The sequence below is a fragment of the Rhodoligotrophos appendicifer genome (genome assembly GCF_007474605.1).
GTDB lineage: Bacteria > Pseudomonadota > Alphaproteobacteria > Rhizobiales > Im1 > Rhodoligotrophos > Rhodoligotrophos appendicifer.
Map to the genome: position 1 here is coordinate 56303 of NZ_VHKL01000005.1, position 21511 is coordinate 77813.

Sequence of the window (21511 nt, forward strand, 5' to 3'; positions counted from 1 at the left end):
TGCCACAGGAGCCACTTCATGCATATTTCACTTGCCGGCAAGACGGCCCTCGTGACCGGTTCGACGTCCGGAATCGGCAGAGGCATCGCGAAAGGGCTTGCCGAGGCCGGTGCGCGCGTCATCCTCAATGGTCGCAGTCAGAGTTCCCTCGATGCGGCAGCCGAGACGTTGCGGCAGGAGGTTGCGGGCGCCCAGATCATAGCCGTCGCCGCCGATGTTGGCACAGCCGAGGGCTGCGAAAGCTTGGTGGATGCGGTGGGTTCGGTCGACATTCTCGTCAATAATGCGGGCATCTTCGCATTGCAGGACTTCTTCGAGATCCCGGATAGCGAGTGGCAGCGCTTCTTTGAGGTGAATGTTATGTCCGGCATACGCCTCGCGCGAGCGCTGACCCCGGGCATGATCGAGCGGAACTGGGGCCGCGTGGTGTTCATCTCCTCCGAGAGCGCCCTCAACATCCCCGACGAGATGATCCATTACGGTTTCACCAAGACGGCCAACCTCGCCGTCTCTCGCGGCCTCGCCAAGCGGCTGCGGGGGACCAAGGTGACGGTCAATGCGGTCCTTCCAGGACCGACACTCACAGAGGGCGTCGAGGAGCTGATTGCCAGCATCGCCCGCGAACAGGGGCGCTCTGAGGACGAGGTGAAGGCGGGCTTCGTGCCTGAGCACCGCCCATCGTCCATCCTCCAGCGCCTGGCCAGCGTCGAGGAGGTCGCGAACATGGTGGTCTATGTGTGCTCGCCCCAGGCCTCTGCCACAACGGGTGCCGCCTTGCGTGTGGATGGCGGCACGGTCGACACCATCGCCTGAGGGAGCGGTATCCATGCGCAGCTTCGTCTGGGCGGTGGCTTTCCTGCTGGTCGGCTTCGTGGCGGGCGGAGCGCTCTCCTATGGGGCGGTCCAGCTTTTGTCGTCGAACAGCCATGACAGGGATCTGGAAGCCCTTTACACAGCGTTCTTCTTCGCCGGCCCGATCGCCGGCGTCGCGGGGGCGATTTGGGGCGCGATCCTGGGAGCACGGAAATGAGCCTTGTCCTCCGGCCGGCAACGGAAGCCGACAAGCCGGCCTTGCGCGCGCTGCTGCGCGAATTCATGGATTATCTGAACGCCATCGAGCCGGGCGAGCCGGTCGCCGACGAACGCATTGCCATGCTGACCGACCTGGCGTTCGGGCCGGATCGCCTTGTGAACTCGCTCGTGGCCGAGCGCGATGGCCGCCTGGTCGCCGAGCTTGCCTGGACGATCGGCATCTTCGAGGTGTTCAAGGCCCTGCAGGTGGTGAGCTTGTTCGTGACGGCCTCGGAGAGAGCCTCCGGTGTCGGGAAAGCCCTGATGGAAAAGGCGCAGGAACTGGCTCTTGAACACGGTGCCGAGCGGGTCTGGTGGACCGTCTGGCGCCAGAACCCGAAAGCGATCGCATTTTATGAGACGATCGGCGGCAAATCCTTCGACGAGGAGATGCTGATGGTTTTGGAACCGCGTCGGATGGGTGGAGGTTGAAGCTTGCAGGGCTCTGGCGCATGGTGACGAGGGCCATGACGCCCCTAATGAGGACGCAGATGCAGCGAAGCGCTCTTTATCGGAAGCCGATGCGTGACACGCTGCCCTTTTTGATTGCCCTGACCGGCATCGCCATTGCCGTGGGCTCGGTTCCTGCGGATGCTCAATCCGGCTTCAAGGCGGGCATCCGGCAGGCCAGAGAGCAATGTCTGCAGCGCCAAGGCCATTTCTGGCACACCGACAAGGGCTATGGCTGCAATCAGGCGGTCGCCGGCGGGGATTTCAACTGCAAGCAGGGGACCTGCACTCCGGTGCAGGCTCAGCGTGAGCCGGGAAACTTTGGCGGCGCTCAGGGATCTGGCGGCGCAAGAGGCGCCGGCCCTGGCCGGTTGCGCTAGAAACTGCCGGAGCGGGTAAATCCTTTTACGAGTGTCTATTGACGATTAATCGCTTTGATTGTACCCATCATCTGCCTCTGTTTTAAGGGGCAGCGGTGCAGAAGGAGGGGATCAGCCAAGGTCTGCTCCGCTGGTCGCGGGATCGTCGCAAACTTTGTCGGCGAGCCCCGGCTGCCCTGTCGGGCTTGTTTGTTCCAGATGCCTGTATTGACAGGAAGGTGCGGAGCCTTGGCCTTTGAGGCTGTTTTAGGGTGCCGGGCCGATGAGTGACTCGGGGCATGTCTTACACGGAGGCAATACGCCGCCGCTGGGATGTGTCCCGAGCCTCCTGACCCTCACGAATCGGAGCCTTTGTCTCGCTCCCAGCCTCACTGGCTTTGTAGGCAGGACGAGATCTTGCGTCCAGTCACGGATATGGACCGCGGCAAGGGGACGGATCCAGGCGCTGGGACGGATCTAGGCGAGAGCGATTCCGGCGCCGCCCAAGAGGACAACAGTGAGGACGGTGAAGGCTGCATGGAAGAGCATGATGCCGCGCCCGTGGAGCTGGCGGCTGCGCGCGGCCATGCGGGACACGCGATAGAATTCGCTGTCCTGGGGCGATGGATCGATTCGAGCGGCGCGACGGCGGTCTGACGGCCACGGATGTTTCGGCATGCGGTCTCACCTTGGGTCAAATGTCTCAAGATCTGGACCTAAGGTGAGGAATCCGGCGAAACTGAGCCCCAAGGGAGGTAACTCTAAGGAGTTTTGTGACCGGCGAGCCTAATGCCAGTCATAGATCCACTTCATTTGCCCATAGGACCGGTCGGGCGTCATCAGGCCCAAAACGAGGTTGCGGGCGATCCGCAAGGCACCGCGCGCATGATAGGCCCGCCCCAGCCGTCGGCAGTGTTGCTGCATCTGGGCGACCCGCGGCTGCCGCTCGGCCTCATAGGCGCGGAAGGCTGTGGTGAGATCCCCATGTCCCACCAGCGACCGGCCGAGCACCACCGCGTCCTCGATCGCCATGGCGGCGCCTTGAGCGAGGTAGGGCAGCACCGGATGGGCGGCATCTCCCACCAGGGTGACGCGGCCCGTGCCCCATTGGCTGGCTGGGGGCCGGTCCATGGCCGCCCATTTGAGCCAGCGATCGGTGCAGTCGAGCACCTCGTGCAACGGCGCGGTGACCCGGCCGAAGGCGGTATGGAGCGCCCGCTTCGACCCATGCGATCCCCAGCCCGGCTCATGCCAGTGATTGTCGAAGGCAGCCACGATATTGACCTTGGCACCGCCGCTCACCGGATAATGCACCACATGGCCGCCGGGGCAGAGCCACAGGCAGACCAGGTCTTGGGCGGCAGCGGCGGGCGCCTTGGCGCGGGGCACGAGGGCGCGGTAGAGCGTGTGATTGGCATAGACAGGCGGTCCGTCCCGGAGCACGGCCTCGCGGATTGTGGACCGGAGGCCATCGGCCCCGATCAGGGCCGGTGCCGCGATCTCCTGTCCCTTCACGATCGCGGCAATGCCCGCCGCGTCCTGCCGAAAGCTCTCGAGCCGCATTCCCGTCTCGAGAGTGATCGAGGGCTCCGTGCGGGCTTTCGCGAGCAGGCCGGCAAGCAGGTCGGCGCGATGGACGACATGATAGGCCGCACCGAAGCGCGTCTCGATGGCCTCTCCCAGCGGCACCGCCGTCAGCAGTTTTCCTGAAACCCCGTCCCGGATCTCCACGGCGCGGGGGGCGACGAGCTTCGGCGCCACCGCATCGAGAACACCGAGAGCCTCCAGGGCGCGCATGGCATTGGGCCCGAGCTGCAATCCGGCGCCGACCTCCTCGAAGCCTTTCGCCTGCTCGAGCACCCGCGACGGCAATCCGCGCCGGCTCAGCGCCAGGGCGACGGCCAGACCGGCAATGCCGCCGCCGGCGATGAGGATGGAATCCGATGTGCTCATGCTGCTGCATGGATCGGTCGCCCTGCCGCACTTGTCAATCACCGCTTGCGGATCGCAGACGAATGTCCAAACATCCGCCGCGCCTGAACAGGAGTGACGTCATGAAGATGAGACGATTGGGCAGCAACGGGCCCGAAGTCTTTGCCCTCGGCCTGGGCTGCATGGGAATGTCCGATTTCTATGGTCCCGCCGACGAGAGCGAGAGCATCGCCACCATCCATGCGGCGCTGGAGGCGGGGATCACCATGCTGGACACCGGCGATTTTTATGGCATGGGCCACAATGAACGCCTCGTGGCCCGGGCCCTGGCAGGCGGCAAGCGCGACAAGGTCTTCATCGCGGTGAAGTTCGGCGCCCAGCGCGATCCGTCGCGCGCCTTCATCGGCTTCGATGCCAGGCCGAAGGCGGTGAAGACGGCGCTGGCCTATACGCTCGATCGCCTTGGGACCGATCATGTTGACCTGTACATGCCGGCCCGCATCGACCCGGCCGTTCCCGTCGAGGAGACGGTGGGCGCGATCGCCGAGATGGTGAAAGCGGGCTATGTCCGCCACATCGCACTGTCGGAGGCCGGTCCTGCCGCGATCAGGAAGGCTCACGCCGTCCATCCCATCACCGCGGTGCAGATCGAATATTCCCTCCTGACCCGCATGATCGAACCGGAGATCCTGCCCACCTGCCGGGAGCTGGAGATCGGCGTCATTCCCTATGGCGTCCTGGGCCGGGGCATGATCTCCACCAGCACCGATGCGAACCGCTTGGCAAAGGGGGACATCCGCGGGGTGACGCCGCGCTGGCAGGGGGAGAATCTTGACAAGAACCGGTCCCTGGTGGACGCGCTGGGCACGATCGCGCGCGACCTCGGCATCACCACGGCCCAGCTCGCCATCGCTTGGGTCCTGTCCCGGGGCGAGGACATTGTGCCCCTGGTCGGCGCCCGCAAGCGCGAGCGGTTGACGGAGGCGCTGGGTGCCCTCGATGTGACCCTGTCGCCCGAGACCCTGGCGCGGATCGACGCTGCGGTCCCCCCAGGCGCCGCCGCCGGAACCCGCTACGACGCCCATGGCATGATGCTGCTCGACAGCGAGAAAAAGAGCTGAGGCAGAGGTCACCCCGCTGGCGCGCGCTGTGGCTTCACATCAGAGCCCCACGGTTCCGAACATGGCGCCGATCGCTGCTGTCACGGCCATCGCTGCAGCCCCCCAGAAGCCGACCCGCAGGGCACCTTTGAAGATGCCGGCGCCGCCCGTCATGGCGCCGAGAGCGCCAAGCATCGCGAGGAAAACAAGGGACGCCAGCGACACCACCGGGATGATCAGACCTGGTGGGCTGAGAACAGCGGAGGCGAGCGGCAGAGCCGCACCGGCGGCAAAGGTCGCGGCGGAAGTGAGGGCTGCCTGGACCGGCCGGGCGCTGACGACGGTAGACAGGCCCAATTCGTCGCGAGCATGGGCGCCCAGGGCATCATGCGCCATCAGCCTCTGCGCAACCTCGGACGCCAGGGGTCGGTCCAGGCCGCGGTCCATATAGATGCGTGTAAGCTCTTCGAGCTCCGCCTCCGGCATGTCTCGCAGCTCGGCAGCTTCTCTCGCGAGATCCGCCGTTTCCGTATCAGCCTGAGAGCTGACCGAGACATATTCGCCGGCCGCCATCGACATCGCCCCGGCCACCAATCCTGCCAGCCCGGCGACGAGGATTTCGGTGCGCCCGCTTGAGGCGGCTGCGACGCCGACCAGGAGGCTTGCGGTGGAGACGATCCCGTCATTGGCACCTAGGACCGCTGCCCTGAGCCAGCCGATGCGTTCGACGAGATGATTTTCCTTGTGCGACTTCATGCGGCTCACGAGTGTCCCTCTCCGGCAGGCTCTGTGCCGTCATGCGATGTCACCCGGCTCGGCCGCCCGCTTGACGCCGGTAATCATCGCGAGGACGAGATTCTCGCGATGTCGAACGCTGGACAACAATACACCCGCGAGGTGAAGACCGACCAGCGCCAGCAGCAGATTGGCAAGGACCTCATGGGTGTCTTCGAGCCACTGGACACCCCAATAGGCATCGGTCGTCATCAGCCACCCCGTGGCGGCAAGCGCTGCTATTCCCGCCAGCAGGGCCATGACCATGGCCCCGCCGAGAGGATTGTGGCCGAGATACCGCGCTTCACGGTGATGGAAGACGTCGGCAGCATAGCTTGCGGTCGCGACAGGCGTACGAAGATACTGTTCGAACCTCGCATAATGGGAGCCGAAAAGACCATAGAAAACGCGGAAAGCCACAAGCGCCGCGGCAGCGTAACCTGCCCACTCGTGGAGGGATTGCAGGTCATCGGCGGTGAGCCAGGCCACCGCAAAGCTGGCAACCAGGCACCAATGGAACGTGCGAACAGCCGGAGTCCAAACTTTGACGGTGGCGCTCATGATCCTATCCCTCCTGATCACCATCCTTGCCGACCCTGGTAAAAGTCTTGGGATCGAAATAGGCCTCCACCTTGTTGCCCTTGGCATCGATGGCATAGGCCTCGTAGCATCCGTCCTCGGTCTTGATGGAGCGGACTTCCCAGCCTTCGGCCTTCAGCTTTGTTTCGAGCGCAGTCTGTGGTTGCCACTCCGCCGCCGGCACGTTGCAGCGATCACCAGCAAAGGCTGCACTGCTTATCGCTGTAGCCAGCAGAACTGTGCTCGCAAATAGGGTCTTCATGATTGATCTCCATCAAAGAATTTCAGTGAGCGTCCTTCTTTCATGAAAGGCTGACACCCAGCTGAACGCGATCCATGAAGGAGGCCGTGACTTTGCGGACTGCTTTCAGGCTGGTGTCAGCTTTTTCGCTGGAATGAATGTCGCGGACCGCTTGAACAGCGTTCCTGGAGAAGAGCATGCGCATATTGTTGGTCGAGGACGACGCTGCGATTGGTGATGCGGTACGGGATCATGCCGTGGCCGACGGTCATGCGGTGGATTGGGCCCGCAGTCTCGAACAGGCCATCGAGTTTGCCGATGTCGCCGAGTTCGGCCTGATTCTCCTTGATGTGCATCTGCCGGATGGGAACGGTAATGCCTTCCTGAAGGAGCTGCGCGCGGGCGGAAACGTCACTCCGGTCATCATCCTCACTGCGCGTGATAAGATCTCCGAGCGGATTGAAGGGCTCAACAACGGTGCGGATGATTATCTCGTCAAACCCTTTGACCTGGACGAACTCGCCGCCCGCATCCACGCCGTGGGACGCCGTTATGGGCAACGGCCGACGCCGGTTCTTGTCAGCGGTGACGTCACCATCGAACCGGCCGAACGCCGTGTTACCCTTGCAGGCCAAACCGTCGCGTTAACGGGGCGGGAATGGGCAGTGCTCGACAGGCTGATCCAGCGGCTCGGAGCCGTCGTCTCGAAGACACAGATTGAAGAGGCGCTTTATGCCTTCGGCTCAGAGATCGAAAGCAATGCTGTGGAGGTGTATGTGAGCCGGCTTCGCAAGAAGCTCGGGAGGCAACAGATCGCCACCATCCGTGGCGTCGGCTACCGGCTGGGCACACCTTGAGACAATCGAGCATTAGCCGCAGCCTGATTCTCTGGCTGACCGCTGGCAGCGTGCTGTTCTGGGTCTTTGCTGCAGCTCTCAGCACATATGTGATGCAGCACGAATTCGACGAGGTCTTCGACAGCGCGTTGCAGGAGGCCGCTGAGCGGTTGATGCCGCTTGTGCTCAGTAACCTCCGTCAACAATCATCAGCCGGTCTCGATCGACGGATCGGTGACGGTACGCCATCTCATGACGAGGTTCTCACCTATCAAGTTAAAGATCCTGAAGGGCGCGTGCTGATGCGATCTCACGATGCATCCTCGGTCCCCTTCGACGTGGCGTTGGCGACGGGCTTCGCCGACAGCTCCAGCCATCGGATCTATACTGAAAGTACAGTCGATCGGACCATCTTCCTTCAAGTCGCCGATCCGCTCACGCACCGGCGCGAAGCGGTGATCGAGTCTGCGACCACTCTGGTGCTTCCTATTCTCGGTCTTGCTCCCTTCAGCGTAATCGTCATCTTTCTGATCGTCCGCCGGACTGTGGCTCCGATCGCTGCCTTGCGGCGGGAGATCGGCCTGCGGGGTGGCAGCAATTTGATGCCGCTCCCCAGCGATAGTCTTCCGACAGAACTTGCGGCCATCGCGGGTTCGGTAGACATGCTTCTCGATCGCCTCCGCTCAGCTTTGGAGGCCGAGCGTCAGTTTTCCTCAAATGCTGCGCATGAGCTGCGGACCCCCATCGCCGGCGCCCTGGCCCAGGTGCAGAGACTGGCCGTCGAGATGCCGCAGGGAAGGGGGCGGGAGCGGGCCAAGGAAATAGAGGCTGCTCTCATTCGTCTGTCCAGGCTTTCGGAGAAGCTTCTGCAATTGTCCAGAGCCGAGGCCGGTCTGGGGATGTCCGCCACCGAAATCGACGTTCTTCCCATAATCCGTCTCGTGGCACGCGACTTCGAGCCGAGTTCCGCTGTGGGCACGCAGTTGCGGCTCGAGCTGCCCGCGGCTGCGAAATGGAAGGTCGACGCCGACGCCTTCGCCATCATTCTCCGCAATCTCATCGAAAATGCGCTGCGCCACGGCGATGGTGCCGAGCCCGTGGTGATAAGGATGGATGAAAATGGCGTGCTGACGGTGACGAATGCGGGGCCGGTTCTTCCTGCAGATGAGCTCCGCAGAATAATCCGACGGCACCAACATGCATCAATCCTGAAGGGTGGTGCCGGGCTCGGTCTCGCGATCGTCGACGTCTTGGTCACGCAGATGGGCGCGGTCATCGAGTACTATTCGCCAAGACGCAATGCTCCCGACGGTTTCGAAGTCCGTTTGGCGCTGCCTGGCGCCTGATCTCACCCCACCACCCGCTCGAAGATCTCTCGCACTCCGGCCTCGACCTCCGGCAGCTCGGCGTCGAGGGCGCGGAAATCCGGGGCGTCCCCGGCGCGGGCGAGGAGACGTTTGAGGCCTGCGGGCGCCTGGTCGGGGACGAATTTCCCGGCGACGCAGACCCGCAGCAGCTGGGTCAGGCGCTGGAAGAAGCGGTCGGCGGCGAGCAGGCGATGCGCGTCGTCCGGCGCCAGAAGTTCTGCGGCCTGAAGCGCGCTCAGCGCGTCATGGGTATTCTGCGCCAGGATCTGCGGCTGCTCCCTGGCATGGGCGAGCTGCAGGAACTGGGCGATGAATTCAATGTCGATGATGCCGCCTCGGGCATGCTTCAGGTCCCAGGGACCCTGTTTGCCGAATTCCGCAAACAGTCTTTGGCGCATGCCCACGACATCCTCGCGCAGTGTCGTCTGATCGCGAGGCTCGCGCAGGGTGCGGTCGATAATGGTTTCGATGCGCCTCTGGAGTTCTTCATCGCCCGCCACCACCCGCGCTCGCGTCAGGGCCATGCGCTCCCAGGTCCACGCATCGCCCTGGTGATAGGATTCGAACCGGTCGATATGGGTGGCGACGGGGCCGGCATTCCCTGAGGGACGCAGGCGCATGTCGACGTCGTAGAGCACGCCTTCCGCCGTGGGAGCCGAGAGAGCAGCGATCAGCCGTTGTGAAAGCCGGGTGAAATACTGGGCCGGCGGCAGCGGCCCGGGACCGTCGGAGGGGTGCAACGCGGCTTCGGTCTCATAGACGAGGATCATATCGAGATCCGACGACGCCGTCATCTCCCGGCCACCCCATTTTCCCATGGCGATCAGCGCCAGCCGACTTCCCTCGACGCGACCGTGACGGGTGATGAAGTCGTCCAGCGAGGCGGCCAGCAGGCGGCGGGCCAAGACGTCGGCCAGCGCCGCATAGGCCTGCCCCGCCTCGGTGACGCTCACCGTATCCGCCAGGACGCGGACCCCGATCCGGAACATCTGCTCCTGGCCGACGGCCCGAGCCCGGTCGAGGATCTCTTCGTAGCGGACGGCGCTGGCCAGCGCTGCATCCACGAGGCTGTCGAGCTCCCCGGCCTCGGGCAGCGGTCCAAAGAAGCCCGGATCCAGAACGGCATCCAGAATGCGGGGACGGCCGCTCAGCAGCGCGGCGAGGCGCGGCGCCGTCCCCATGATGTCGGCGAGGAGATCGAGCAGCTTGGGATTGGACCACAGGAGCGAGAACAGCTGCACTCCGGCCGGCAGCCCGGCGATGAAGCGATCGAAGGCGATGAAGGCGGCATCCGGATCGCCCGAATGGCCGAGGGCCTCCAGCAGCGACGGCATGATCTCTGTGAGCCGTTCGCGCGCCCGGGCGCTGCGGGTGGCCTGATAGCGGCCAAAATGCCAGCCGCGAATGGTGGCGGCGATCTCCGGTGCCTTGGTGAAGCCGAGGCTCTGCAGCGCCTTCAGCGTCTCGGGATCATCCTCGCCACCGGTGAAGACGAGGCTGCCCGCGCCGCTGCCGAGCCCCGGTGCCTGTTCGAACAGGGCCGAGTAATGGCGCTCGACGGTCTTCAGCACCCGTTCCAGATCGGCGGTGAAGCCGCTCGGGTCGTCATAGCCCGAAAACCGGGTGAAGGCCTCGAATGCGGGGCTGTTCGCCGGCAGGGTATGGCTCTGCTCGTCCGCCACCATCTGGATCCGATGCTCGACCGCTCGCAGATAGAGATAGGCCCGCGTCATGTCCTCGGCGGTCTCGGCGGCGATCCATCCTCCGGTCGTCAGGGCTTGCAGCATCTCCAGGGTGCGCCGGCCGCGCAGGCTTGGGTTGCGACCACCGGCGATGAGCTGCTGGGTCTGGACGAAGAATTCAATCTCGCGGATGCCACCGCGCCCGAGCTTGATATTGTGACCGCGCACGGCGACGGTGCCATGGCCCTTGACCGCCTGGATCTGCCGCTTCATCGATTGCACGTCGAGAATGGCAGCGAAGTCCAGATATTTCCTCCAGATGAAGGGCACGAGCCGCTGCAGGAAGTCCTCGCCCGCTGCGAGATCGCCGGCGGCGGGCCGCGCCTTGATCATCGCCGCCCGCTCCCAGTTCTGGCCCATATGCTCGTAATAGAGCGCCGCCGCCTCGACGGCGATGGCCGCACTGGTGGCGCGCGGGTCGGGCCTCAGCCGCAGATCCACCCGGAACACGTAGCCCTCGGCGGTGATATCCTGCAGGAGCTGCACCAGGCGCTTGGTGAGCTTGACGAAGAAGCTCGCGGCCTCGATGCCCTCTGCAAGCGGGGCCGTCGCGGGGTCGTAGAAGATGATGATGTCGATGTCGCTGGAATAGTTGAGTTCCCCGGCGCCATATTTGCCCATCGCGAGCACGATGAGCCCGCTGCCCGTCCCGGGCGTTGCTGGATCCGAAAGGACGATCTGGCCGCGTCCATGGGCGTCGCGCAACAGCCAGTCGACGGCGGCACCGAGTGCTGCATCGGCGAAGCGCGTGAGGCCGGCAGTCACCTCTTGCACGGTCCAGCGCCCGCTGAGATCGGCCAGGGCGATGACCAGCGCAGCCTTGCGGCGTGCCTGCCGCAGCAGTGCCTTGGCCTCGCTCTCCGAAACCGGCGCGGCGATCTCTTCAGCCAGCGCGGAGCAGAGCTGATCGAGCAGGGCGCCGGGCTCAGACGCAAGCGCGGATGCAGCGAAACCCGGATCGCGCTGGATGAGCGAGCGCAGGAAGGGCGAGCCGGCGAGAATTGCCTCCATGAGCGGGCGGTGCTGCTTAGGGGCGTCGGCGAAGCGCCCCGCCTCTGCATCACCGTCTGCAGCGGAGGTCTCGATATCCACGAGGAAGGACTCAGCGGTGGCGCGTCCCGCGGCATCGGTCGTGGCGATGAGGCTGTTCGGCAAGGGATCGATCATTGCCTCCAGCTGTGGCGCTGGTGCGGACGAAGGTCAAGGGCTGGCGCAGTGGCTTGGCCGTCACTCCGCCGCCGGCAGTTCCATCTGGGCGACGAGGCCTGGGCCATTGTCCTTGAGGACGAGGGCACCGCCATGCAGCTTCATCACGCCCGCCACGAGGCTGAGCCCGAGGCCGCTGCCGGCCTTGGATCGGCTGTTATCCAGGCGCACGAACCGCTCGATCACATGGTCGCGCTGGTCTTCCGGGATGCCCGGTCCATTATCGGCGATCGCGATGATCACCTTGCCCGGCACTTTGCGGGCCTCGATCGTCAAGCGGAACGGCCCGCTCTCCGGCCGTCCATATTTGAGGGCGTTGTCGAGGAGATTGGTGAGCGCCTGGGCGAGCAATTGACGATCGGCCATCACCGGGAGAGGCCGTTCGATGGCGGCCGTGAAGACGCCGTCATCTTCCTCCACGAGGGGTTCATAGAGATCGGCCAGATCATCCACGAGCTCGGCGGCGTCCAACGCCCTCACCCCCTCGCGCGACTGCCCTGCCTCGGCGCGGGCGATCGACAGCAGCGCATTGAAAATGCGCAAGAGCGTGTCGGCCTCGTCCAGCGTCTGTTCCAAAGCCTCGCGATAGGTCTCCGGCGAGCCGCCGCGTAGGGCGTCCTCGACCCGCGCCCGCATGCGCGTGAGGGGCGTCTTCAGGTCGTGGGCGACATTGCTGGAAACTTCGCGCATGCCGGTCATCAACCGCTCGATCTGCTCGAGCATCTGGTTCAGATTGCCGGCCAATCGGTCGAGTTCATCGCCGGTGCCGGAAACCGGCATGCGTTCACCGAGATCCCCGGCCATGATGGTTCGGCTGGTCTCGGCGATGGAGTCGATGCGGCGCAGGAAGTTGCGGCTCATCAGGAGCCCCCCGATCATGCCCAGGACGAGAGTGAGTCCCACCGCCCAGAACAGAGTGCGTTGGATGATCTGCGTGAAGACGCGCCGCTCCTCCACGTCGCGGCCGACGAGCAGAGTGTAGCCCATGTCGATTCGGGCATGGAAGGCACGCGCCTGGTGCTTCTCGATGCCGTCCGGCGTCTGGACGGCGTAGGGAAACTCGATCCAGTTGGAGGTGCCTGACAGCGCCTCGACCGGCAGACCTTCGAGATTGCCGGCGACCCGTCGTCCATAGATGTTGATCAGGAGATAAAGATTATCGTCGCCATGCTCACTCCGGCTCTTGACGCTGGCAACGAGCCCGGCAACGCCGCCGCTGCGGTACTGGTCGGCGAATGAGGCGACTTCCGATCGGATCGTGTCATCGGTCTGCCGGGCGAGCAGACCGGCCGTGTCCCAATAGACATAGGACAGGATGGCAGCCGACGAGATGGCGAAAAGCAGAAGATAGCCGGTGGCCAGTTTGAAGGTGGAACTGCGGACCAGCTTGGCCCAGCGCGACCAGCGGCTCTCGTCAGTGACCGGCACGAATCGTGTATCCGGCCCCGCGCACCGTATGCAGCAACGGGTCGGCATGTCCTTTGTCGATCTTCGAACGCAGTCGCGAGATATGCACGTCGATGACATTGGTCTGGGGATCGAAATGATAGTCCCAGACATGTTCGAGCAGCATGGTGCGGGTCACGACCCGTCCGGCATTCTGCATGAGATATTCGAGCAGCTTGAACTCGCGCGGCTGCAGCAGGATGGGCTCGCCGCCGCGCGTGACGGTGCGCTTGAGCAGGTCCATCTCCAGAGTGCCCACGGCGAGACGGGTCTTCGCGCGCTCCGGCTCGATGCGTCGGGCGAGGCTCTCGACCCTCGCGAGCAGTTCCGAGAAGGCGTAGGGCTTGCCGAGATAATCGTCGCCTCCCGAGCGGAGACCCTGCACCCGGTCATCCACCTCGCCCAGCGCGGAGAGGATCAGCACCGGCGTGCGCACCCCCTCCCGGCGGAGGGTCTCGATGATGGTGAGGCCATCCATGCCGGGCAGCATGCGGTCGACGACGAGGACGTCATGGACGCGCTGACGCGCGAGTTCCAGGCCTTCATGGCCATCGCCCGCATGATTGGCCACATGCCCGCTCTCCTTCAGACCCTTGAGGAGGTAGGACGCCGCCTGCAAGTCGTCTTCTATGAGGAGAATCCGCATGGCACTCGATCGTTGGATGTTTCCGGGACTTTGCAGCATGGCGGACGATCTCACAATCGGCATGACGGGGGGCGGCTGCAGGAAAGAGTGCCGCACGGAACACGATCTGTCGGGGGAACCGTTGATCGATCTGTCCCGTGCGGCGGCAGATCCCGGTGCGGGGCCGGGATCTACGCTATCGTGTCGGACGATCTCAGCTCTTGGTGATGGGGATCGCCACGAACATCTGATTGTCGCCGCGGCGAACCAGCATCAGCACGGACTTCTTCTCCTTGCTGACACCATCGATCGTCTTGCGCAGGTCGGCCGGAGACTTGATCGTGGCACCGGCCGCTTCGACGATGCGATCGCCCTGTTGCAGACCGGTCCGGGCTGCCTTGCCGGCAGGATCGACACTGGTGATGGTCACGCCATCACCATCGTCGGACGGCGCCACGCTGAGGCCGAGGCTGCTGAGGCTGGTCCCCTTCTCGGGATCCTGCGGCTCCGCGGATGCCATCTGCTTCTCCGCTTGCATAGCGGCGATGGCGACGGTGATGGTCTCCTCCTTACCGCTGCGCAGCACGCCGAGCTCCGCCTTCTCACCCGGCTCGATGCCGGCGATCTTGCGGGACAGATCGCGAGGATTCTTCACCGGCTCGCCATCGACGCTGACGATCATGTCGCCGGTTTTGAACCCCGCCTTCGAGGCGGGTGAATCCGCGGTGACCTGGGTCACCAGGGCGCCTTGCGTGCTCTTGGCTCCGATGCTGTCGGCGATCTCCTGGTTGACGGGTTGGATGGCCACGCCGAGCCAGCCGCGGGTGACCTCGCCATTCTTGATCAGGCTCTCGACCACATTGGTGGCCAGGCTCGACGGGATCGCAAAGCCGATGCCGACGCTGCCGCCGGAAGGCGAGTAGATGGCGGAGTTCACGCCGACCACTTCACCTTTGAGATTGAAGGAAGGACCACCGGAATTGCCGCGGTTGATCGGGGCGTCGATCTGCAGGAAGTCGTCATAGGGACCGGCGCCGATCTCGCGGCCGCGGGCCGAGATGATGCCCGTCGTCACGGTGCCGCCGAGGCCGAAGGGATTGCCCACCGCGACCACCCAGTCGCCGACGCGCGCTTCCTCTTTGGCGAAGGTGACATAGGAGAAATTGTGATCGCCTTCGATCTTGATGACCGCCAGATCCGTCTTCGGGTCCGTACCGACGACCTTGCCGGAATATTCCTTGCCGTCGGTGGTGGTCACGACGACGGTGTCGGCTTTGTCGACCACGTGGTTATTGGTGACGACGTAGCCATCCGCCGAAATGATGAAGCCGGAACCGAGGCCGACCCGTTCCTGGCCGGGGGAGCGCTGCTGGTCGCGGAATTGCGGCATGTTCTTGAAGAAATCGAACAGCGGGCTGTCCTTGGGGATATTGGGCATGCCGGGAATGCCCTGGTCGCCGTCATCGGAGGCCGATGCCACTTTGTCATGGCTCTCGACTTTCACGCTGACCACGGCCGGCATGACCTTCTCGACGATGTCGGCAAAGCCTTCCGAGGGGGCGTGCTGACGCGTGACCTGGTTCGTCAGATTATCTGCGCGGGCATACTCGATCACCGGCCCGCTGAGCGCCGAGGCGCCAAGCAGCGCTGCCGCGCCGAGGGCCATGTATACCGTACGCTTGCGCGGTGGGGTCTTCGTGGGATTCATACTCTTCATCTCCGCCGTCGGTGAGTGTGTCTTCGGCGTGAAGATGTGCTCCCTGTCTTACCGGCACCTTTCGGCAGCATTAAACTTTGTTAAGGTGGGGAAATTAGGCGGCGCCATGGGCGCGAAAGCTCATGTGAGCCGCCATTGCCCTGGGATGCGGAAGCAGCACGGTGACCGTCGTGCCCTTGCCCTCGGTGCTTTCGATGCGAATCTGGCCGTCATGCAGCTCGATCAGCGACTTGGAGATGGCGAGGCCCAGTCCTGAGCCGCTCTTTGTCTTCGTGAGCTGGTTCTCCACCTGCTCGAAGGGTCGGCCGAGCTTGTCGATCGCCTTGCGCGGAATGCCGATACCGGTATCGGCGATGATGATGGCGACGTGCTCGCCGCGCTCCTCCGATGTCACCGTCACCCGGCCACCGGCGGGAGTGAATTTGACGGCGTTGGCCAGCAGGTTGATGACCACCTGCTTCAGCGCGCGCTTGTCGCCAAAGGTCGGCAGGCGGCTGGGCAGCTGGCGGACGATCTCGACATTCTCTTCGGCGGCGCGCGCGGAGATGATGCGCAGCGATTCCTCCACCACCCCGACGACGTCGATTTCCTTGATCTCGAGCTGCATGCGCCCAGCCTCGATCTTCGACATGTCGAGGATGTCGCTGATCACGTCCAGCAGGTACTGACCGCTGCGGTGGATATCGCTGGCATATTCCGTGTAGCGCTCGGTGCCGATGGGCCCGAGCATCTGCTGCTCCATCACCTCGCTGAAGCCGATGATGGCGTTCAGCGGCGTCCGGAGTTCGTGGCTCATATTCGCCAGGAATTCCGACTTGGAACGGTTGGCCGCTTCGGCGCGGGTTTTCTCTTGGGCATATTTCTCGGCGAGATCGGCGAGCCGCTGCGATTGCTGCTCCAAAGTGAGCCGCGACTTCTGCAAGTCACGCACGGTGTTCATGAGCTCACGCTCGCTGTCCATCAACCGCTCTTCGTGCTGCTTGAGCGAGGAGATGTCGGTGCCGACCGAGACGAAGCCGCCATCCTTGGTGCGACGCTCGTTGATCTGCAGCCAACGGCTGTCCTCAAGCTGCACCTCAAACGTATTACCCTCGCCGGGATCGATGTTGCCCACCGGTAGGCGCTGCCGCACCACCGGTTCCTTGGCGGCCTTTGCGACCTCTTCATAGGGCGTTCCCGAGCTGCAGACGCTGGCCGGCAGGTTGTGAAACTGCTGATATTTGCTGTTGCACATCACCAGGCGGTTGTCCGAGTCCCACAGCACGAAGGCTTCGGAGATGTTCTCGATCGCGTCGCGCAGTCTGAGTTCGGCCTCCTGGTTCAGCCGGTCCGCGAGCTTCTGCTCCGTGATGTCGATGGCGATGCCGATGAGGTGGGGCCCCACCTCGCCGGGCGATTGGGCAAGCTCCGCCCGGACCCGGAGCCACACCCAATGCCCATCGGCGTGGCGCATCCGGAACTCCTGGTCCACCGCTTTGCGGCCTGAGCGCAGGAGATCGTCGACCAGGCGGTCCATCTGACGGTCGTCCGGATGCAGACGGTCGGCGACGGTGGCGTAGGAGAGGAGTTCGCCGCCGGTTTCGAGCCCCAAAATGTCGAACATGGAGCGTGACCAGAAGATGTGGCCGCGCGCGATGTTCCAGTCCCACAGGCCGCATCGGGCCCGGTCGAGCGCTTTGTCGAGCCGTTCTGTGGCGGTGGCGAGCGTATTGTCTGCCTCTGTGGCGCGTGCCGACTGCCAGTGGAAGGCAGCCCCGATCAGCGCCACCACCGCGACGGTGGCCACGAACAGGGTCACGAGGCGGATGGTGCTCGTATACCAGCCCGACAGCATCGCATCGCGCGACTGGATCACGGCGAGGGAGGCAGGATAGGGATCGAGATCGCGGAAGGTGACGAAGACCTCTTCGCCGCCGGGCATCGTGACCGATGTCATGTCGTCGCCGACATTGCCGGACATGTAGAGCGCGGTCATCGGGAAGATGTCCGAGAGCCGCCGGCCTTTCAGCGAGTTGATTTCGGGCAGGATCGCATCGATCACCCCATCGCCATTGGCCAAGGCGAAGATCCGGCCCTCGGTGGCCGCATAGTCGGACAAATAGCGATTGAGGTCGCCCTCGCCGAGCCGCCGCGCCATGCCGCTCTTTTTCAGCTCGTCCGTGAGCATCGGCTGCAACAGCGATTGCAGCAGATCGGCCTGCAGGATCGAGGCCCTCTTATGCTCGGTGACGGAGGTCTGTCGCGCGTCCAGCAGATGCGCTGCGATCGCGCCACCCAAGGTGATCAGGAAGAGGCCGATCAGGCTGGTCACCAGGATCCGGAGCGCGCATTCCGAGATTCCGAGATGCGTCAGGCCGCGCGCAGCAAAGGGTAGGCGCAGGACGCGCTCCTTTGCAAATAGCTCCCCTATATGCGCCTTAGCCAAGGTCGGATCCCCACCGCCGTCCCGAACGGCCCCGCGCGCCTTGGGCGCCAAGCTCCCGAATCAGTAGTCCTATTGATTCGAAATGCGGGTCGTTTGTCCAGTGCTGGTGTGCAGACAAGACTCTGCCCTCTATGCGTGTCTCTCCGCCTGGTTTCGCGTGCCTGCCTGGGGAGCGATGTTCCCGGCCGAGGATCGCAGGATAAGGCGCCCGCCGCAATCTCGTTAGACCGTGCACTGATAATATGCAGTGACGAAACTCGGTAAAAATTGCTCGATCTGGGTGGAAAATTTACGCGAGGATGGTCCCGACGATTTCCACAAGGTCACGCGAGAGGCTGTCGCCGGCCCGCACGCGCTCGATTTGGCGCCGGGCGAGCGCCTGGCGGTTCGGCTCCAGCATGCGCCAGCTCTTGAAGTTGCCGGCAAGCCTTGCGGCGACTTGCGGATTGACCGGATCGAGCGCCAACAGCAGGTCGGCGAGCAGAACATAGCCTCGGCCGGAGCGATCGTTGAAGGCGACCGGATTGAGCGCTGCGAAGCTGCCGATCAGCGCCCGCACCTTGTTCGGCTTCTTCAGGGAGAATTCGGGATGCCCCATCAGAGTGCGGACCCGGTCGAGGGTCGAGGGGAATGGCCCGACCGCCTGCAGGGCGAGCCACTTGTCCACGAGCAGCGGATCGCTCTTGGCCCGTTCATAGAACTGCTCGAGTGCGGCATCGCGCTCCGGCCGGTCCAGTCGGGCCAGGGTGGCGAGCGCCGAGAAGGTCTCCGTCATGTTCTCCGCTGCAGCGAACTGGGCCCAGGCAAGCTGGGCGCCCGACGCGGCATCGGCTGCCGCAAGCAGAGTGAGCGCGCAGGCCCTCAGGGCCCTGTTCCCGGCGCTGGCGGGGTCGGGAGAATAGGGCCCAGGAACGGCGTGTCGGTGATAGGCCTGGCGCAGCTCATCCCTCAGGCTGCGGCCGATATAGGCACTGAGATGGCGGCGTGCGAGATGGATCGCGTCGGGCTCGATGCTGGTGCCGATTTCGCTGGCGAGGTCGCCTTCCGTCGGCAGGGTCAGGAGCTCGGCGCGCAAGGCCGGGCTGAGACGATCGTCCAGGAGCGAACTGCGCAACGCCTCCGAATAGGCAGGGTCCTCCCACAGCCGCCGGCCCTCGACCAGGGCCCGGGTCAGCTTCACCAGCAGGGCCTTGGCGTAGATCTGCCCGGCCTCCCAACGATTGAAGGCATCGCTATCGTGGCCCATCAGGAACAGCCGATCGGCATCCGACAGGCTGGCATTCAGCCGAATGGGCGCGGAGAAGCCGCGATTGATGGACAGCACGGGTCGCTCGGTGACCTCGTGGAGGCGCCAGACTTGGGACGCTTGCGTCAGTTCGAGGATCTCAGGCGCCGGGGTACCGTCGGCGTTGGTGACCGGCAGATCGCCTTTCGAACCGACGAGGGCGAAGGCGATCGGAATGATGAGCGGCGCTTTCGAGGGCTGTCCTGGCGTCGGCGGAGTGGTCTGCTCGGCGCGCAGCTCCAGCGTCTGCGATGGAGCGTCATAGGCCGTGGTGACCGTCACCAGGGGCGTGCCGGCCTGGTTGTACCAGCGCAGGAACGACCCCAGCTCGCGTCCCGAGGCATCCTCCATGCAGCGCAGGAACTGTTCGATGGTGGCCGCCTCGCCGTCATGGCGCTCGAAATAGAGATCCATCGCAGCCCGGAAGGCGCGCCGACCGATGAGGCTGCGCATCATGCGGACCAGCTCGGCGCCCTTTTCATAGACGGTCGCCGTGTAGAAGTTGTTGATTTCGATATATTTTTCAGGCCGGACGGGGTGGGCGAGGGGGCCCGCATCCTCGGGGAACTGCTGGGTGCGCAGCAGGCGCACATCGGCGATGCGCTTGACCGTGCCGGAGCGGATGTCGGTCGTGAACTCCTGATCCCGGAAGACAGTGAGACCTTCCTTCAGGCACAATTGGAACCAGTCTCGGCAGGTGATCCGGTTTCCTGTCCAGTTGTGGAAATACTCGTGCGCGATGATGCTTTCGATATTGGCGTAGTCAGCATCCGTTGCCGTATCGGGCCGGGCGAGCACATATTTGTCGTTGAAGACGTTCAGGCCCTTGTTCTCCATGGCCCCCATGTTGAAGTCCGAGACGGCCACGATCATGAAGATGTCGAGATCATATTCGCGCCCGAAGGCCTCTTCATCCCAGCGCATGGACCGTTTCAGGCTGTCCATGGCCCAGCCGCAGCGGTCCTCCTTGCCGGGCTCCACATAGATGCGCAGGGCGACGTCACGGCCTGAGGCGGTGGTGAAGCGATCGTCCACGCAAGCGAGGTCGCCAGCCACCATGGCGAAGAGATAGCAGGGCTTGGGGAAAGGATCGTGCCAGATCGCGAAGTGGTGTCCGTTGGCAGCACGGCCGCTCTCTTTCGGATTTCCATTGCCGAGCAGGATCGGGGTCTCATCGCGCGCGCCCTCGATCCTTGTCGTGAACACGGCGAGCACATCCGGCCGATCGAGATAATAGGTGATGCGCCGAAAACCTTCTGCCTCGCATTGGGTGCAGTAGATGCCGTTGGAGCGGTAGAGCCCCGACAGTTCGGTATTCGCTTCCGGATCGCAGCTGGTCTCGATCTCCAGCACGAAGGGTCTGACGGGGGCCTGGTGCAGGGTCAGATGCTCGCCGGTGACGGTGTAGGCATGAGCATCCAGAGCTGCGCCATCCAGGTGCAACGACCTCAGGGTCAGGGCCTCGCCATCCAGCGTCAGCGACGCGCCGGAGGCCGGGACGGCCGGATTGGGCCGCATCTCAAGGCGCGACCGGACGATGGTTTCCCTCGGTGCCAGACGGAGGTCGAGAAAGACGGTGTCGATCAGATAGGCCGAGGGCCGGTAATCAACGAGCCGGGTCGTCGGCGGCGTTTCGGTGCGCGTGGCATCCTCCACTCGGAGCGGGTGTCAAAGACGCGCGAGTTAACAGGCACAATACGTTTCTGTCCATAGGGGCGCATCGAGGAGGGCGGCGGATGCCAGGGCTGCAACCAAATCCCCCTCCATCCGTTGACAGTCGACCACAGAGCGGCGCGCGACGCGGCGCGGTTCCGAGTTGGCTCGGCATTCATTTGGCCCGCCCTGTCGCGGGTCCTCGCAACTGGAGTATTTTGATGACTGGACTTCGCACCTTGACTATCGCTGCCGCCATGGCCGCACCGCTCCTCTTGGCGGGCTATTCCGCGCAGGCCCAGAACCGCGTCGAGGCGGGCATGCTGACCTGTCAGGTCGCCGGTGGCGCCGGTTTCATTTTCGGATCCTCCAAGGCGCTGACCTGCACCTTTGAAGGTCAGGGCTTCCGGGAGGTCTATACCGGATCCATCGACAAGTTCGGCGTTGATCTCGGCTTCACCGCCGCCTCCGTGATCGCCTGGGGCGTCCTGTCGCCCACCTCGAACATGGGCCCGGGCGCTCTCGCAGGGACCTATTCTGGTGTTTCTGGTGAGGCGACGGTCGGCGCCGGCCTTGGTGCCAACGTCTTGCTTGGCGGCTCCAACCAGTCCATCGCGCTGCAGCCGGTCAGCGTCCAGGCTCAGAGCGGACTGAACGTTGCAGCGGGCGTGACCTCGATCACCCTGCAGCTCGCCCAGTAATC

19 protein-coding genes are annotated in these 21511 nt (G+C 64.2%); 8 read left to right on the top strand and 11 right to left on the bottom strand.

Annotated features, from left to right (window positions below; genetic code table 11):
• Positions 1-18: 18 nt before the first annotated feature.
• From FKM97_RS12075 to FKM97_RS12090, 4 genes are read left to right on the top strand one after another with little or no spacing between them, the layout of a single operon-like run.
• Positions 19-813 (top strand): SDR family NAD(P)-dependent oxidoreductase, encoded by a 795-nt coding sequence (locus FKM97_RS12075; protein ID WP_144292675.1) that lies wholly within the window; start codon positions 19-21, stop codon positions 811-813.
• A gap of 13 nt (positions 814-826) precedes the next feature.
• Positions 827-1030: a hypothetical protein gene (locus tag FKM97_RS12080; RefSeq protein WP_144292676.1), complete on the top strand. Its 204-nt coding sequence runs from the start codon at positions 827-829 to the stop codon at positions 1028-1030.
• Positions 1027-1503, top strand: a complete 477-nt coding sequence (locus FKM97_RS12085) for a GNAT family N-acetyltransferase (RefSeq protein WP_144292677.1) — start codon at positions 1027-1029, stop codon at positions 1501-1503. The genes FKM97_RS12080 and FKM97_RS12085 overlap by 4 nt, the downstream gene beginning before the upstream one ends.
• 59 nt (positions 1504-1562) lie before the next feature.
• Entirely contained in the window at positions 1563-1901 is a 339-nt protein-coding gene (locus tag FKM97_RS12090; RefSeq protein ID WP_144292678.1) for a hypothetical protein, read from the top strand.
• A gap of 456 nt (positions 1902-2357) precedes the next feature.
• Here the strand turns inward: FKM97_RS12090 and FKM97_RS12095 are convergent, their stop codons facing one another.
• Both FKM97_RS12095 and FKM97_RS12100 read right to left on the bottom strand, forming a co-directional pair.
• Entirely contained in the window at positions 2358-2558 is a 201-nt protein-coding gene (locus tag FKM97_RS12095; protein ID WP_144292679.1) for a hypothetical protein, read from the bottom strand.
• A 108-nt stretch (positions 2559-2666) separates the two neighbouring features.
• Positions 2667-3833, bottom strand: a complete 1167-nt coding sequence (locus FKM97_RS12100) for an FAD-dependent monooxygenase (RefSeq protein WP_144292680.1) — start codon at positions 3831-3833, stop codon at positions 2667-2669.
• A gap of 101 nt (positions 3834-3934) precedes the next feature.
• Here FKM97_RS12100 and FKM97_RS12105 point away from each other — a divergent pair, with 101 nt between their 5' ends.
• Positions 3935-4933: an aldo/keto reductase gene (locus FKM97_RS12105; protein ID WP_144292681.1), complete on the top strand. Its 999-nt coding sequence runs from the start codon at positions 3935-3937 to the stop codon at positions 4931-4933.
• A 39-nt stretch (positions 4934-4972) separates the two neighbouring features.
• Here FKM97_RS12105 and FKM97_RS12110 read toward each other — a convergent pair whose 3' ends face one another.
• Genes FKM97_RS12110 through FKM97_RS12120 form a run of 3 tightly spaced genes read right to left on the bottom strand, consistent with a single transcriptional unit; the run spans position 4973 to position 6527 of the window.
• On the bottom strand, positions 4973-5668 hold the full coding sequence (locus tag FKM97_RS12110; protein WP_205015000.1) for a VIT1/CCC1 transporter family protein: 696 nt from the start codon (positions 5666-5668) through the stop codon (positions 4973-4975).
• A gap of 39 nt (positions 5669-5707) precedes the next feature.
• Positions 5708-6247 (bottom strand): cytochrome b/b6 domain-containing protein, encoded by a 540-nt coding sequence (locus tag FKM97_RS12115; protein WP_144292683.1) that lies wholly within the window; start codon positions 6245-6247, stop codon positions 5708-5710.
• Positions 6248-6251: 4 nt separating this feature from the next.
• Positions 6252-6527: a PepSY domain-containing protein gene (locus FKM97_RS12120; protein ID WP_144292684.1), complete on the bottom strand. Its 276-nt coding sequence runs from the start codon at positions 6525-6527 to the stop codon at positions 6252-6254.
• 176 nt (positions 6528-6703) lie between these two features.
• Here FKM97_RS12120 and FKM97_RS12125 point away from each other — a divergent pair, with 176 nt between their 5' ends.
• Positions 6704-7363, top strand: coding sequence for a response regulator transcription factor (locus tag FKM97_RS12125; RefSeq protein WP_144292685.1), 660 nt, complete (start codon positions 6704-6706; stop codon positions 7361-7363).
• Complete coding sequence (locus tag FKM97_RS12130) at positions 7360-8688, top strand: sensor histidine kinase (RefSeq protein WP_144292686.1); 1329 nt, start codon at positions 7360-7362, stop codon at positions 8686-8688. The genes FKM97_RS12125 and FKM97_RS12130 overlap by 4 nt, the downstream gene beginning before the upstream one ends.
• 2 nt (positions 8689-8690) lie before the next feature.
• Here FKM97_RS12130 and FKM97_RS12135 read toward each other — a convergent pair whose 3' ends face one another.
• From FKM97_RS12135 to pepN, 6 genes are all read right to left on the bottom strand, one after another.
• Positions 8691-11618, bottom strand: coding sequence for a bifunctional [glutamine synthetase] adenylyltransferase/[glutamine synthetase]-adenylyl-L-tyrosine phosphorylase (locus FKM97_RS12135; protein WP_144292687.1), 2928 nt, complete (start codon positions 11616-11618; stop codon positions 8691-8693).
• 60 nt (positions 11619-11678) lie between these two features.
• Complete coding sequence (locus FKM97_RS12140; RefSeq protein WP_170240884.1) at positions 11679-13085, bottom strand: sensor histidine kinase; 1407 nt, start codon at positions 13083-13085, stop codon at positions 11679-11681.
• Positions 13072-13749: a response regulator transcription factor gene (locus FKM97_RS12145; protein WP_144292689.1), complete on the bottom strand. Its 678-nt coding sequence runs from the start codon at positions 13747-13749 to the stop codon at positions 13072-13074. Before FKM97_RS12145 ends, FKM97_RS12140 begins: the two co-directional genes overlap by 14 nt.
• A 193-nt stretch (positions 13750-13942) precedes the next feature.
• Positions 13943-15436, bottom strand: a complete 1494-nt coding sequence (locus FKM97_RS12150; RefSeq protein WP_144292690.1) for a Do family serine endopeptidase — start codon at positions 15434-15436, stop codon at positions 13943-13945.
• Positions 15437-15539: 103 nt separating this feature from the next.
• On the bottom strand, positions 15540-17870 hold the full coding sequence (locus FKM97_RS12155; protein ID WP_144292691.1) for a PAS domain-containing sensor histidine kinase: 2331 nt from the start codon (positions 17868-17870) through the stop codon (positions 15540-15542).
• Positions 17871-18159: 289 nt separating this feature from the next.
• Entirely contained in the window at positions 18160-20811 is a 2652-nt protein-coding gene (gene pepN / locus FKM97_RS12160; protein WP_144292692.1) for an aminopeptidase N, read from the bottom strand.
• 218 nt (positions 20812-21029) lie between these two features.
• On the opposite strand from pepN, the gene FKM97_RS12165 reads away from it, so the two are divergent.
• Positions 21030-21509 carry a DUF992 domain-containing protein gene (locus FKM97_RS12165; RefSeq protein ID WP_144292693.1) on the top strand — a complete coding sequence of 160 codons (480 nt, stop codon included), beginning with the start codon at positions 21030-21032 and terminating at the stop codon, positions 21507-21509.
• Positions 21510-21511: the final 2 nt, after the last annotated feature.